We start from the raw sequence: 13,658 nt of genomic DNA on the forward strand, positions 1-13,658 counted from the left end.
AAAACCTTGCGAACTTTGCGGTAAATCACACAAAGAATATCAACTTGAAACTTGAAACCTGAAACAAAACAAACAAAATTTGTTATTTTAGCAACCACAAAACAAAAAACAATGACTTTTCAAAATACACGCGAATTTGCACGAGGGCTAGATTCGAAAGACCCATTAAATCATTATCAAGAACAATTTATTTTTCCTAAAGTAAACGATAAACGAGTTATCTATTTTACTGGAAATTCATTAGGATTACAACCAAAACGCACCAAAGCTTATATTGACGAAGTAATGAACGATTGGGCAGAATTGGCTGTTGAAGGTCATTTTTATGCCGAGAAACCTTGGTGGGATTATCAAGAAAGATTTGCTGAACCGTTGAGTAAAATTGTGGGTGCGCTTCCGTCAGAAGTTACGGTGATGAATACGTTGACCGTCAATCTTCATTTATTGATGGTGTCCTTTTATCATCCAGAAGGCAAACGTTATAAAATTATTTGCGAAGAAAAAGCTTTCCCTTCAGATCAATATATGTTTCAAAGCCAAGTCAATTTTCACGGATACAAATCAGAAGATGCTATTGTAGAAATTAAACGCCGTGAGGGCGAACACAATATTCGTTTAGAAGATGTTTTGGCCAAAATTGAAGAAGTGGGAGATGAACTGGCTTTAGTCTTAATTGGTGGAGTAAATTATTATACCGGACAAGTTTTTGACATCAAAACTATAACCGCTGCCGGACAAAAAGCAGGAGCAAAAGTAGGTTGGGATTTAGCTCACGCCGCTGGAAATATCAAATTAGAGCTTCACGATTGGAATGTCGATTTTGCGGCATGGTGCAGTTATAAATATATGAATTCAGGGCCAGGAAATGCTTCGGGTTGTTTTGTTCACGAAAGACATCATAATTCTGATTTGCCGAGATTTGCCGGATGGTGGGGACACAATAAAGAGCGCCGTTTTAAAATGGAGCCAAATTTTGATCCCGTTCAAGGAGCAGGCGGATGGCAAATTAGTAATCTTCCGGTTTTATCTTTAGCGCCATATTTAGCTTCAGTAGAAATGTTTGCTGAGGTAGGAATGGATGCGTTGATTGCAAAACGTGATCATATTACTTCTTATTTAGAATTTATTCTTCATGAAATTGATAAGGAAGTCGAAAGCACTTTCGAAATTATCACACCTTCAAATCCTGCTGAAAGAGCTTCGCAATTATCTGTGTTTTTACACGGAGAAGGAAGAGCTTTATTTGATTTTCTAATGAAAAATGGTGTCATTACAGATTGGCGTGAACCAAATGTAATTCGTCTGGCACCAGTTCCTTTATATTGTTCTTATGAAGATATGTACGACTTTGGACAAATCTTGAAAAAGGGGATTTTAGGGAAGTAATATTTTCAGTCATAAAGGCACGCAAAATTTAGTAACCACACAGTTTGTCATTTTGACGAAGGAAAAGAATTGTGCGTCTTAGCTCCCGATGGCTATCGGGATTACGAGATTTTTATGGGTGAAAATCTACTTGAAAGAATATTCTCTATCCTAATTTTATAAACTTTTTAAAAAATTCTGTAATAACTAATATAGCAGATATAGCTTATTTTGTAATGTATAATTATTAAATATTACAATCATGAAAGGCTTATATGTTTTACTGGCGGCTATACTTTTAGCTTCTTGTCAAAATCAGGGAAAAGAGGATATTAACAAAGCGAAACAAGCCAGTATTGATTCAATGAAAGTTGAAATTAACAAACAGCGTGTCATCGATTCGATGAAAACGGAAATGGCTAAGGCCAAAGAAGAAGAAAAAGCAGAAGCTCAAAAAGTGGTCGTAGTTCATCAAAATGATGGAACAGCAACTGCGCCTGTAGCAAAAAAGAAAGGTTGGAGTTCAACTGCTAAAGGTGCTGTGATTGGTGCCGGAGTTGGTGCTGCAACTGGAGCAATTGTCAGCAAGAAAAAAGGCGAAGGTGCTATTATTGGCGGTTTGGCCGGCGCTGGAGTAGGAGCGGGAACAGGTGCTATTATTGACAGCAACAAGAAAAAGAAAGAATAGATTGATATACAGAAACGCCGATTTAAATAGTTAAATCGGCGTTTTGTTTTTAGGCTAATTGTAATGTTGGAATCTGAATTGCATCCAATTCTGATTTATAAAAGTCAAATTGCTTTCTGATTTTTGATTCCTCAGTTTTGAAATAAAAAGTCTCAGAAAACAGATTTTGATAATATTCGATTCCTTCTAAAATATTTGCTTTAAAAGAATTCCATTTTTTCAGCTGATTGGCTGTAACTTCTCCAGAAATAGTTTCGATTTCATTTCTAAAATAATCCACATACATTTTCAATTCTTTTACAAATAAATTTGGACGATCATTTGTCTGTAAAACTGATTTTCCATGATAAATATGCTGCATCATTTCTTTTAAAGAAACTTCTTTGTCGAAGTAAGCCAAATTTGGTCCTGGGCAAATCACCACGCCTTGTGCCTGACCTTTTATTTTAATGTCATTTTCAAGGTAAGATGCATTTGCAAGACCTACACACAAACATGATTTTTCGGTAATTTTGATTTTGCTTTTTTCGAATTCTGAATTGGTTAAAGAATCTTTTTTGGCTTCTAATTCTTCGAGTTTTATATCCTGATATTTTTTTGAAGCAGTGCAAATTCCATGTGGATCATATTCTTTGCTCAAAGCTAAAAATTTCTTTGGACAAGAACTTCCAGCTTTGTTTTCGTGAATTCTTTTTTGTTTTAAAAATTCATTTGTTGTTCCTTTCAAAGTGTTGAATGGAACTCCCAAAGGAGAAATGTTACTCAAATAAAAATCATCTTCTTTCGCATTCATCAATAAATTTCGAGTTTCTTTATCTACAGATGTAGCTTCTGGAACCAATAAAAATGGAGAACCCCAACCAACAGAATCGACTTGATATTTGTCTAATAAAAATTCATGTTCTTCTGCAGTTCCTACGCCACCTTGAACGGTAATTTTTAATTCAAGTGGGTTTTCTGGGAAACACTGATTTCTTGCCTCTAAAGCCTTAATCATTAAATCGTGGGCCGATTGTACCAATTGCTCTTTTTTCTGCTTGAATTCTTCTAAAATCGTCCCTAATAAAAGCCCGTCAGTGGCAAAGGCGTGTCCACCGCAGTTTAATCCGGATTCAATTCGGTATTCTGAAACCCAAAGTCCTTTTTTAGCCAAGAAATTTCCTTGAATCATTGCAGATCTAAAATCACTCACTTTTAAGATAATTTTCTTTTTCAGTTCGTTATTTTCATTCGGAAAAAAATCTTTGAAGTTTTCGAAGTAACCAAACAATCTCGGATTCATTCCAGCTGAAAGTACAACAGAAGATTCCAGATTGCTGTTTGCAAAACCTCTCAAAGCGGCATGCGCATCGTTGAATTCAATTGGAAGCCGTTCGTTTTTGACAAAATTATCTTTATCTAACTTCGTCATAATGTTCACATCGATTTCTCCTGGAAAAAGATGCGATTCGATATAATTTTGAATGTTTTCTTTAAAAGCAATTCCGTCATCTAATAAATTTTGAAATCCTTTCTTGATGTCAGAAGTATTCGGAAGTACTGACATAAAATTTTCAAGAGCTGTTTTGCTTTCCGCTAATTCAGTTTTAAAGCTTTCGAACTTTTCTTTAACGATTTTATCGACTAAATTTAAGTAAGAAGTAATTCTTTCAGCACGATAATCATGAAGTTTCTGAGTGATTTCTTCATAGGGAATGTTGAATTTAGTACTGTAAAAATTGCGCATTTTTTCAATCAAATCATCATCAGCAAGTGCAATAACGGAAGAAATTCCATATTGCGCGACACGAATTGGACTGTCTATTGTGTAAGCAAGTCCCATCACCGGAATATGAAAAGTATGTAAGGGTGTTTTTGTCATTTGTTTTCAGGTTAAAATAAAGGCAAATGAAAAAAAATATTTTCTAGCAAAACCTGATAATTGTCAGGTCTGGAAGTTCTTAACTTTAGTAGGCCACATTTTTGTCATTCCGAGGAACGAGGAATCTTCACAAGGAGCTCCGCAAACTAATACGCAAAGTTGCCACAATCTTGTCATTCTGAGGAACGAAGAATCTTCGTTAGTGGCTCTACAAAGTATTTCGTCAATCTTAAGAAAATAAATAATTTAAAAAATCTAAATCAGGATTAATAGTTTTAATTAATTCTAATTTTTTATCTCTAGTCCAACCCTTTATTTCTTTCTCACGTCCGATTGCTTCTTGGACCCAAGTAAATTTTTCATAATACAAAAGAAATTCAACATTATATTTTGAAGCAAAGGTTTTATTGCTTGCTGTTATGTTTTCGGCATGTTGGCTTAAACGTAGTTTTAAGTTGTTTGTCACTCCTGTATAAAATACAGTTTTGAATTTGTTTGTAATGATGTAGATGTAATATGTATGATAACCTTCTGATACTTGCATTTGGCTAAATTACATGTTTTTTAATAAAGTAGGATTTTTCTTTTAAATTAAAGTAAAAGTGTCTTATACTATACGGAGTTGCTTGCGAAGATTCTTCGTTCCTCAGAATGACAATATTGTGGTTACTTTGTGGATAAACTATACGGAGCTGCTTACTAAGATTCTTCGTTCCTCAGAATGACAAGATTGTGGTTACTTTGTGGATAAACTTTACGGAGCCACTTACGAAGATTCTCCGTTCCTCGGAATGACAAAAATGCAGGAAAATAAATGCTTATAAACCTAAATCAAAATCTTCTTTAAAGATTCGGCAATGCTTTTCCATAAAAGGTTGTAGAATGATCTTTCTTGTATACGTTCTACTTCGACATCGGCGGTTTTGGGTTTGTCTTTTGAATCGTTTTTGACAAGTAAATTGGCAACGGCTGTTTTGAGTTTTGCCTCTTTTTCAGGCTTTTTCTTTTTGTATAGTTTGACTTTAAAATCGTCATAATCTAAAGAAGCATTTCCTTTTGAACCATTGTCATTTCCGTAAAAATTAAATCGGTATTTGTTGAAAGTCCCGGTAAATGTGGTGTTGATATACGGCTTGCTAAATCGCGTCATGGCTTCAACATTAAAATTCGAAATCACGCCCTGAATATGAAATCCATCTGTTTTGTCCAGAACATTAAAACTCCAATCAACACTTAAAGGAGAATTTTTCATAAAAATGCATTTGACTTTGATTTTTACATCATCGGTTTTTTTCAAGCCAAAACCGCTTCGCAGATTTGTCGCCTGCAAATTAAATCGGTCAAAAGTTAAAACGCCTGGACCTTTTGAAAAATCAATTTCTTCTTCATAAACTAATTTAGATTTTAAAACCTGAAGTGTATCAATTTGAAGTGGAAATTTTAGATTTCGTAATAAATGATTATAAAGATATTTTTTGCTTAAATCATCTTTTAGCATTTTTCCGCGATAAATATTGGCATCAAAATGATGAATGACAAGCGAATTTGCCTTGAAATAGAAACGATCATTTTTGAAACCCCAATCCATTTTTTTGACTTGAGCCGAGTCAAATTTTAGATTATAAATATCTTTTTCTTTTTCAAGACGTTTCACAAATTCTCGTCTTTTAAATTGTGGAAGAGTAGAAAAGTTATTGATTTTTAGGAAATTCTTTTCGGTACTTATTTTTCCAATCGTAATATGATAAAAGCCGTTGGCTCTATAAAACAAACTGTCGCAGATTAAATCATACTTTTTATACTGAAGCGGAATTTTTTCTTTTAAAGTAGCGTCGGTTATTAAAATGCCTTCCAGTTTTAGAAGAACTTTTTTCACGCTGAAAATTGGTTTTTGAGTATCTAAAGAAACGACATCAACAGTTCCTTCATTTAAATAAATATTCGAAACCGCGATTATTTTTCTGAACGGTTCCACAATTTCAGTTTTGATGCTTTTGCTGTTATTCAAAAGTTTTTCGCCTTTTTTATATAAAATAACGCGAGGTTTATTGATGATAATGCTTTCTGCTTGAATGATGTCGTGAAAAGCCAAATCCCAAATATTGAAATGTTTGATGGTAATCGATTCAATTTTAGAGAAAAGTCCGTTTTTGCTGTCTTTTGGCTCATTTTTCGGACTTACTAACAAAGTCTGAGCGTAAATGTTTCTAGACCAAAGTGAAACTTCGATTTTTTCATAATTAATATCATAAACCGTTTTGTTTTTCTGATGAATAATAATTGGAAGCTGTTTTTTGATCCAATAATTCAAGCCGAAATTGACTGAAATTAAGATGAGAAAAAGAGAAATTAATCCAATTGCTATTTTTTTATAGATCGACATTTATAGTATTAATTTTAAATACATAAATTTAGACTTTAAAAAAGAAGGACATTTACATTATTCGCCAATTTGGTTACATCATTTTAAAGACTTTATTATTTATACTTTTTCGAAAATATGAGAAGATTTAAAAAATTTCTGCTTGTTTTAGTACTCTTGATTGTGGTTTTGGGAATTGGTTTATGTGCCTATATTTTCCATTTGAAACCCAAATACGAAGGTGAATTAGAATTGAAAAATCTTCAAAAAGAAACCACGGTATATTTTGATGATTTTGGAGTTCCTCATATTTATGCCGATTCTGAAAAAGATGCCATGACAGCTTTGGGTTATGTGCATGCACAAGAAAGATTGTGGCAAATGGAATTGCTTCGAAGAATCGCGCCGGGGCGTTTGTCTGAAATTTTTGGATCTGTGGCGCTTAAAAATGATAAATTTTTCTCCGGAATTGGTATTGAAGAAGCTTCGGCGAAAGCCATTGCCAAATTGGACAAAAACAGTCAGGCATATCAATTGACGCAGGCATATTTAGACGGGATTAATCAATATTTGGAAGAAGGAGTAACGCCAATTGAATTTACTTTGGTAGGAGTAAAAAAACAAAAATTTACTATCAAAGATGTTTATAACATCTTTGGTTATATGTCTTTCAGCTTTGCGATGGCTCAAAAAACGGATCCATTGCTAACTGATATTCGAAATAAATATGGTATTGCATATTTGAAAGATTTAGGCATTGAAGGAGAATTCAATACCACGCAGTTAAAAAGCTCGAAAGCAAATTCGGAAGAATATAGCGCCATTGCAAAATCAGTTGCTGCTTTGTTGGATAAATCTCCAATTCCGCCTTTTATTGGAAGCAACAGTTGGGTTGCTGGACCGCATAAAACCAAAAGCGGAAAAGTGATTTTTGCCAATGATCCACATATTGGGTTTTCGCAACCTGGAACTTGGTATGAGGCGCACATTATTACACCAAAACACGAATTGTACGGCTGTTATTTGGCTGGAACTCCATTTCCGTTATTGGCGCACAATCGCGATTATGCCTACGGATTGACCATGTTTGAAAATGACGATATTGATTTTTATCAAGAAAAAAACAATCCAAATAATGCAAGTCAATATCAGACTCCAACTGGTTTTGCTAATTACGAAGTAAGAACAAAAACCATAAAAGTTAAAGACACATCAGATGTCGTGCTGACCGTTAAAACAACGCGTCATGGCCCAATAATGAATGATGTTTTGGATCGTTTGGGCAAAAAAAATCCGATTGCAATGTCATGGACATTTACTCGAGAACCAATTCAGATTTTGGATGCCGTGTATGGACTTTCTCATGCAAAAAATAAAGATGATTTTAGAAAAGCGGTTCAATTAGTTGCCGCGCCGGGACTGAATGTAATGTATGGGGATGCCAAAGGAAATGTTGCTTGGTGGGCTACTGGAAAACTGTATAAACATGACAAAGGAGTAAATACCTTTTTGATTTTAGATGGTGCGAGTGGAAAAGATGATATTAAAGAATTTTTAGATTTTTCTAAAAATCCATCGGCTGAAAATCCAGAATGGGGTTATGTATATTCAGCAAATAATCAGCCAGAAGCTATTGATGGCTATTTGTATCCGGGATATTATTTACCAGAAGATCGAGCGAAAAGAATTTCAAGTTTAATGAATGCAAAATCAGATTGGGATAAAGAAGCCATAAGCAAAATGATTTATGATAATACTTCACCAATTGCGCCACAAACTGCACAAAAATTGATTTCAAATTTAGATAACAAAACACTTTCTGCAGAAGAAAAAGAAGCAATCGAAGTTTTAAAATCTTGGAAAGGAAGCACAAATCTTGAAGATGTTGCTCCAACGATTTACAACAAATGGATTTATTTGTATTTGAAAAATACCTTTGAAGATGAAATGGGCAAAGACAATTTCGATTTGTTTTTAGGAACTCATATTGGAAAACAAATTATAGCCAGACAAGTTGACAATGAAAATTCAGTTTGGTGGGATAATATCAAAACCAAAAATGTAAAAGAAACTAGAAAAGATATCGTTTCAAAATCTTTTCATGATGCGATCTCAGAGCTTCAAAAACAACTAGGACCTTCCATTTCCGATTGGAATTGGGGGAAAGTTCACACTGTAGAACACGAACATCCGCTAGGTAAAATTGCAGCGCTTCGCAAATTATTTAATGTTGGACCTTTTGAGTCGCCAGGATCAAATGAGGTAATAAATAATTTGTTTTTTGGTTTTAACGATGAAGGCAAATATTACGTAAAAGGTGGTCCGTCAACAAGAAGAATCGTCGATTTCTCTGATATTGAAAATAGTTGGAGCATTTTGCCAACCGGACAATCTGGAAATCCATTCAGCAAGCATTATCACGATCAAGCCGAAATGTATAATGAAGGCAAATTCAGAAAAATGAAACTGAATAAAGAAGAGATTATAAAAACGTCTACAAAACTGATTTTGAAACCAAAGATATAGAGAACTTAAAAATTATTAATTGAAATCTAAACCCCATTTCTATGTATAAAAAAATTACTGCTTTTGCATTGTTGCTTTCCCTAGTTAATTTTTTCACTTCTTTTTATACCGATTACAGTTCAAACTTATATTATGTTTTAAGTTTTTTTAATTACAGTATCGCAGGATGGATTGATGTAGGTTGGATTTCTGCTCAAACTTTGCGATTGTTTTTTACTTTTTTATTGTTTGTTGGTGTGACGGCTTTTTATTTTTCAAAAGGCAAAGAAACGCGTTTGTTGCGTTTTAGTTTCGCAACACAATTTGTACAGCTTTGTTTTGCTATTGTTGTGCAGTTTTTTTTTATTTTAGATAAATTCGAAGATTTTGATGTAAAAAATCTTGTAGGGATTGGTATTTCGTATGTGATAACTTTTTTTGTGCTCTACTTTTTTTATACAAGCTTAAAATACATGAGCAACCAACAATCATTAGATTTTGAAACGGTTGAATATCCGGCAGCAACAGAAATTTATTATTTTAAGACTGGAAATTGGGAACGCTTGCTTCATTTCGTTGTTGACAATTTAATTTTCTTGCTCATTGGCTATCAGCTTTTCTCTGGAATTATGTATTTTGAATTTGTGAATACTCATTTTGGGTTGGAAAGGGGAGATCATGCTAATCAGGTTTATCTTCTAATTATTTTCCCAGTATTTAGCTTTTTTTATTACTATATGTTTGAAAAGATTTTTAGCGCGACACCAGGAAAATTTTTAACACAAAGCAGATTGGTGAACAGTGAAGGCTTAGCACCTGCTAATTCTAATGTGCTTTTAAGAACTTTATGCAGAAATATTCCTTTTGACGGAGTTTCGTTTTTAGTTAATTCGAGCTGGCATGATAATCTTTCAAATACAGAAGTATTTAAAGAAAAGAAAAGCGAGTTTAGTGGCGCTTATTATTTTTTGATTCTTCCGGTTTTTGGACTCCTTTTGTTTTTGATAAGAGCGCTGGAAGGGTATTTGCAAACACTCAATGCTTAAAATAGTAAAAGGTTCAAAAGTTTTATTTAAAACCTTTGAACCTTTGTTATCTTGAGCCTTTGTACTTACTTAGAAATATATTTTCCTTTCACAATATCATTTGCAAAAATGTTCAAATTATTGGCAAGCGCTTTATTCGCGAGCATCACATTTTTAGTTTGATAGGCAGGATCTTTTTCGTATGCTTTTAGCAATGTCTCTAATTCAACTTCATCATAAAATGCAAAAGAATTATAAATCGCATCTCTAAAGTTTTTATAGTTGATGCTTTGCGTGATTTCCATTGCCTTTTGCTCGTTCCAGCCTTCTTTGGCAGAAGCCTCATTAATTTTAGTTAGGCAAAAATCAATTACATAGGTTTTATAATGAGCCGCTTCGACGATTTTGTCTACAATGATTTTATTTTGCTGAGTAGGCATTGGCGGAGGTGTCGGATTGTTTTGCGCAATGCACTTTGAAGAAATAAACAAACATAACAATGCAGTCAAGAGACTGTACTTTTTTAGATTTTTCATAGGTTATTTAATTGTTTTTGGGAACGGCTAAAATAGTATTTTTTATGATAAATCATCATGTTTGAATGTTACAAGTTATAACAAAAAAACTCTGATAAAACAGTTTTAAATCTGTCTTGTCAGAGTTTTTAAGTATGTAGTATTTCGATTATTTTTTTGAAATTTCAGCTAAGACTTTTTTGCCGTTTTCGTTTGTCGGATCAAGTTCAACCGATTTGGAATAATTTTCAATCGCCAGTTTTTTGTCCCCGTCTGCTAAATAAGCTTCGCCAAGGCTGTCATAAGTATTTCCAGACTTTGGGAAAGCTTCGACATTAATTTTGAAAACTTCAATCGCTTCTTTCTTTTTGCCAGTTTGTAATAATTGATAACCAACGCGATTCATATCTCCTTCTTTAATGCCGTAAGTTGGATCATTTTTCAGCTTTTTATAAGCTTCATTTCCAGCTGTAGTTCCTTTATTGGCATAAATATCCAATAAGTCAAGAGCCAACGATTTTTTGGGTTGATCGAAGGGCAGATTGTATAAAATAGCTCTAATCGAATTGTTCATTTCGCCCAAAACAGTTCCGCCAGTATTGTTTAGCAAAACAACTAGATTTTTATCAGCAGGAATTCTAGAAATTATAGTGTTGAATCCGTTGATTCCTCCGCCATGTTCCGTGATTTTTACTTTTTTATTTCCAACTGAAACTTCTTCGACACCCCAGCCGTATCCATATGAATCATCCCATGCTTTAATATACGGTTTAAACAACAATTCCATTGATTTTTCTGAAAGCAGTTTATTGCTATTAAGAGCTTGATCCCATAAATACAAATCTTCGACAGTCGAGTATAAAGATCCAGCAGCATAAGGAATACTCATGTCGATGTAAGCCGCATTGACAATTTGTTTGCCATTTTTTTCATATCCAGCGGCTCTGTTTTTTATGATCAAATCACTGTGGTCATAACCAGAATTAACCATTTTTAAAGGAGTAAAAATAGTTTCCTGCAAATATTGCTCATACGTTTTGCCGGTGATTTTTTCAATAATATAACCCAATAAAAAGTAACCAGAATTGCTGTAGTTAAATTTCTCGCCTGGCGTAAATTCAAGTGGCAAGGCCGAAAATGTTTTTACAAATTCTGCTGGAGTGTAAGGATTTTTGGCTTTGTCTTTAAAGAAATTTGGCGCATTAGTATAATTCGGGATTCCAGAAGAGTGTGTAAGCAAATGATGAATCGTTATTTTGTCTCCGTTTTCTTTTGGGTAATCTGGCAAATACGTTGTGATTGGAACATCTAATTTTATTTTCCCTTCTTCGGCTAATTTTACAATCAAAAGCGCCGTGAATTGTTTTGTAATCGATCCTAATCTAAATTTTGTATCGGGCTGATTTGGAACATTCCATTCAAAATTAGCAGAACCAAATCCTTTTTTAAAAATCACTTTTCCGTTTTCAGCTACCAAAGCCGATCCGTTGAATTGTCCGTATTCGGTGTATTTGCTTAAAAGCTGTTCGATTTGTTTGGCTTTGTCTTGAGCAAAAGTATGTATGCTAAGAAACAAGACTGTGCAGAGGGCGATTAATTTGATTGACTTTTTCATAATAATTGCTGATTATGGTTTTAGGATTACTAAAATGATTTGATTTTTGATTGATGATTGAAACGTCGTAACACTTAGATATTCAATAATTTGATTTAAAATTACCGAATAAAATTTATTCGTTCTAAATGTTAGACGATTGATTTACGATTTGGTTTCAATCTCGATCAATTTTTTTCCATTTTCGCCTAAAAAATGTTCAATAAGCTTCATGTAAACCTTATTTCCATTGTCAGAATTAGTAAAAATAATTATCCCTTGTTTTGTTTTTGGAAGCAAGAAAAACAATGTTTGCACGCCCTGATCAGAGCCCCCATGTGATAAAGCATAATTCTCGTTTCCTAAATCGTAGATTTCGAAACCAAGTCCAAAATATTTATTTTTTTTAGTCGCAACCTGATGCGAATTCATTTCCTCAAAAACCTTTTTGCTCAAACCGTCTCCGTTCATAACACTGCACAAAAACGTTCCATAATCTTGAATTGTCGTCAATAAATCGTCAGCTGCGCTCGCAATTTTATTTTTTACTGTTTCGTAGGCATTTCCATCTTTGTCATAATTGATGGCATATCTGGAAAGATCAACTTTGTCACTCCAAATGTATTGCGTGTCATTCATTTTCAAAGGTTCAAAAACTAATTCTGAAGCCATTTGATCTAAAGTTTTACCGAATTTCTTTTCCAATGCTTTTCTTAAATATTCCATTCCCTCGCCAGAATATTGATATTGGGTTCCGGGTTTGAATTTAAAATCCAGTTTTCCAGATTTGTTCATGTACCTCCAGTTTGGAAAACCCGTTTGATGGCTTAAAATAATTCGCGTAGTCAATAATTTATGATTTGGATCATTTGCAATATCCGGATCAATCCAATATTTATCTAGCGGTTCGTCAAGATTCCATTTTCCTTGACTTACTAATTTCAAAGCCACAATTGTAGTAACCGGCTTTGTCAATGAAGCAACATTCCAGATGGTATTATAAGGTGCAGGAAAATCTCGTTTAAGATTTCCAAAAACTTTTATTTGCTTCAATTTTCCCTCAGAAATAATTCCGAGCCCTAAAGTTGGAATATTATTTTCTTTCAGCCATTTTTCGGTTTCTTGATCATTATCAAAAAGATTCGATTTTTGTTCTGATTCACTTGAAGGATTATGATCGTAACTTAAAGATCTTTTCAATTTCCAAACATTATTCTCTAAAACCCAAACATGAGTGAATCGCGCTTTACCAACTAATTTTTCGTTTTCTGGTTTTAAAGGCTCATTTTTAGCGGCAACATTTTCATAAAATTGATGAATTCCGGTTTGAATTGCACCGTATAAAACGCCTTTTTTATAAAGTGGATATATTTTAGTGCTGCCGTCAACTAATTCTCTTCGGCATTTGTAAGTGGCTGGCGAACCGCATAAACCTTTTTTAAAACTTTGTATAAATTCGGTTTTGTTCGAAGTTCCATCTTTATCATGAAAAAACTCAAATTGATCGCTGTACAGATTTTCAAATTGAGATGAATCGCATGTATTAAAGCCAATATTAAATAGCAAACTGTCGCGAGACATGATGGTTTTGTATAAATCAGAGTTTTTTTCTTCTTGTGAAAAAATGATTTGGGTACAAAATAAAGAGATTCCAAGTAAAATAATTTTTAACTGAAAAAGGATAAAGTCGATTGTTTTCATTTTGCTGATTGATTGGTGATTAATGATGCTGCAAGATTAATT

The 13,658-nt window shown here is 33.6% G+C and carries 10 protein-coding genes; 4 read left to right on the forward strand and 6 right to left on the reverse strand.

All coding sequences use genetic code 11. The annotated features are described in order from the left end of the window. The first annotated feature begins 111 nt into the window (after positions 1-111). Positions 112-1,386, forward strand: coding sequence for a kynureninase (gene kynU / locus AAYQ19_RS18945; protein ID WP_343538458.1), 1,275 nt, complete (start codon positions 112-114; stop codon positions 1,384-1,386). A 241-nt stretch (positions 1,387-1,627) separates the two neighbouring features. Then, complete coding sequence (locus AAYQ19_RS18950) at positions 1,628-2,053, forward strand: YMGG-like glycine zipper-containing protein (protein ID WP_343538460.1); 426 nt, start codon at positions 1,628-1,630, stop codon at positions 2,051-2,053. Positions 2,054-2,102: 49 nt separating this feature from the next. On the opposite strand, the gene AAYQ19_RS18955 is transcribed toward AAYQ19_RS18950, so the two are convergent. From AAYQ19_RS18955 to AAYQ19_RS18965, 3 genes are all read right to left on the reverse strand, one after another. Next, entirely contained in the window at positions 2,103-3,914 is a 1,812-nt protein-coding gene (locus AAYQ19_RS18955) for a hypothetical protein (protein WP_343538461.1), read from the reverse strand. A gap of 229 nt (positions 3,915-4,143) precedes the next feature. After that, positions 4,144-4,458, reverse strand: coding sequence for a GIY-YIG nuclease family protein (locus tag AAYQ19_RS18960; RefSeq protein WP_343538463.1), 315 nt, complete (start codon positions 4,456-4,458; stop codon positions 4,144-4,146). A gap of 282 nt (positions 4,459-4,740) precedes the next feature. Continuing rightward, positions 4,741-6,297, reverse strand: coding sequence for a hypothetical protein (locus AAYQ19_RS18965; RefSeq protein ID WP_343538465.1), 1,557 nt, complete (start codon positions 6,295-6,297; stop codon positions 4,741-4,743). Between the two features lie 117 nt (positions 6,298-6,414). On the opposite strand from AAYQ19_RS18965, the gene AAYQ19_RS18970 reads away from it, so the two are divergent. Together AAYQ19_RS18970 and AAYQ19_RS18975 are read left to right on the forward strand one after the other, a co-directional pair. Further along, the gene (locus AAYQ19_RS18970) at positions 6,415-8,802 is read left to right on the forward strand and encodes a penicillin acylase family protein (protein ID WP_343538466.1); all 2,388 of its coding nucleotides are present in this window, start codon (positions 6,415-6,417) and stop codon (positions 8,800-8,802) included. A 41-nt stretch (positions 8,803-8,843) separates the two neighbouring features. Continuing rightward, the gene (locus AAYQ19_RS18975; protein ID WP_343538467.1) at positions 8,844-9,827 is read left to right on the forward strand and encodes an RDD family protein; all 984 of its coding nucleotides are present in this window, start codon (positions 8,844-8,846) and stop codon (positions 9,825-9,827) included. Positions 9,828-9,892: 65 nt separating this feature from the next. On the opposite strand, the gene AAYQ19_RS18980 is transcribed toward AAYQ19_RS18975, so the two are convergent. From AAYQ19_RS18980 to AAYQ19_RS18990, 3 genes are all read right to left on the reverse strand, one after another. Continuing rightward, positions 9,893-10,342, reverse strand: coding sequence for a hypothetical protein (locus AAYQ19_RS18980; RefSeq protein WP_343538469.1), 450 nt, complete (start codon positions 10,340-10,342; stop codon positions 9,893-9,895). Positions 10,343-10,490: 148 nt separating this feature from the next. Further along, entirely contained in the window at positions 10,491-11,936 is a 1,446-nt protein-coding gene (locus AAYQ19_RS18985) for a serine hydrolase (RefSeq protein ID WP_343538471.1), read from the reverse strand. 144 nt (positions 11,937-12,080) lie between these two features. Beyond that, on the reverse strand, positions 12,081-13,616 hold the full coding sequence (locus AAYQ19_RS18990; RefSeq protein WP_343538472.1) for a serine hydrolase domain-containing protein: 1,536 nt from the start codon (positions 13,614-13,616) through the stop codon (positions 12,081-12,083). Positions 13,617-13,658 lie beyond the last annotated feature (42 nt).

Origin of the sequence: Flavobacterium mesophilum (genome assembly GCF_039581405.1) — a bacterium.
Taxonomy (GTDB): Bacteria; Bacteroidota; Bacteroidia; order Flavobacteriales; family Flavobacteriaceae; genus Flavobacterium.

Excerpts from the sequence above, each read along its gene's own strand:
- kynU (WP_343538458.1), top strand. The coding sequence starts at position 112 with ATGACTTTTCAAAATACACGCGAATTTGCACGAGGGCTAGATTCGAAA.
- AAYQ19_RS18950 (WP_343538460.1), top strand. The coding sequence starts at position 1,628 with ATGAAAGGCTTATATGTTTTACTGGCGGCTATACTTTTAGCTTCTTGT.
- AAYQ19_RS18955 (WP_343538461.1), bottom strand. The coding sequence starts at position 3,914 with ATGACAAAAACACCCTTACATACTTTTCATATTCCGGTGATGGGACTT.
- AAYQ19_RS18960 (WP_343538463.1), bottom strand. The coding sequence starts at position 4,458 with ATGCAAGTATCAGAAGGTTATCATACATATTACATCTACATCATTACA.
- AAYQ19_RS18965 (WP_343538465.1), bottom strand. The coding sequence starts at position 6,297 with ATGTCGATCTATAAAAAAATAGCAATTGGATTAATTTCTCTTTTTCTC.
- AAYQ19_RS18970 (WP_343538466.1), top strand. The coding sequence starts at position 6,415 with ATGAGAAGATTTAAAAAATTTCTGCTTGTTTTAGTACTCTTGATTGTG.
- AAYQ19_RS18975 (WP_343538467.1), top strand. The coding sequence starts at position 8,844 with ATGTATAAAAAAATTACTGCTTTTGCATTGTTGCTTTCCCTAGTTAAT.
- AAYQ19_RS18980 (WP_343538469.1), bottom strand. The coding sequence starts at position 10,342 with ATGAAAAATCTAAAAAAGTACAGTCTCTTGACTGCATTGTTATGTTTG.
- AAYQ19_RS18985 (WP_343538471.1), bottom strand. The coding sequence starts at position 11,936 with ATGAAAAAGTCAATCAAATTAATCGCCCTCTGCACAGTCTTGTTTCTT.
- AAYQ19_RS18990 (WP_343538472.1), bottom strand. The coding sequence starts at position 13,616 with ATGAAAACAATCGACTTTATCCTTTTTCAGTTAAAAATTATTTTACTT.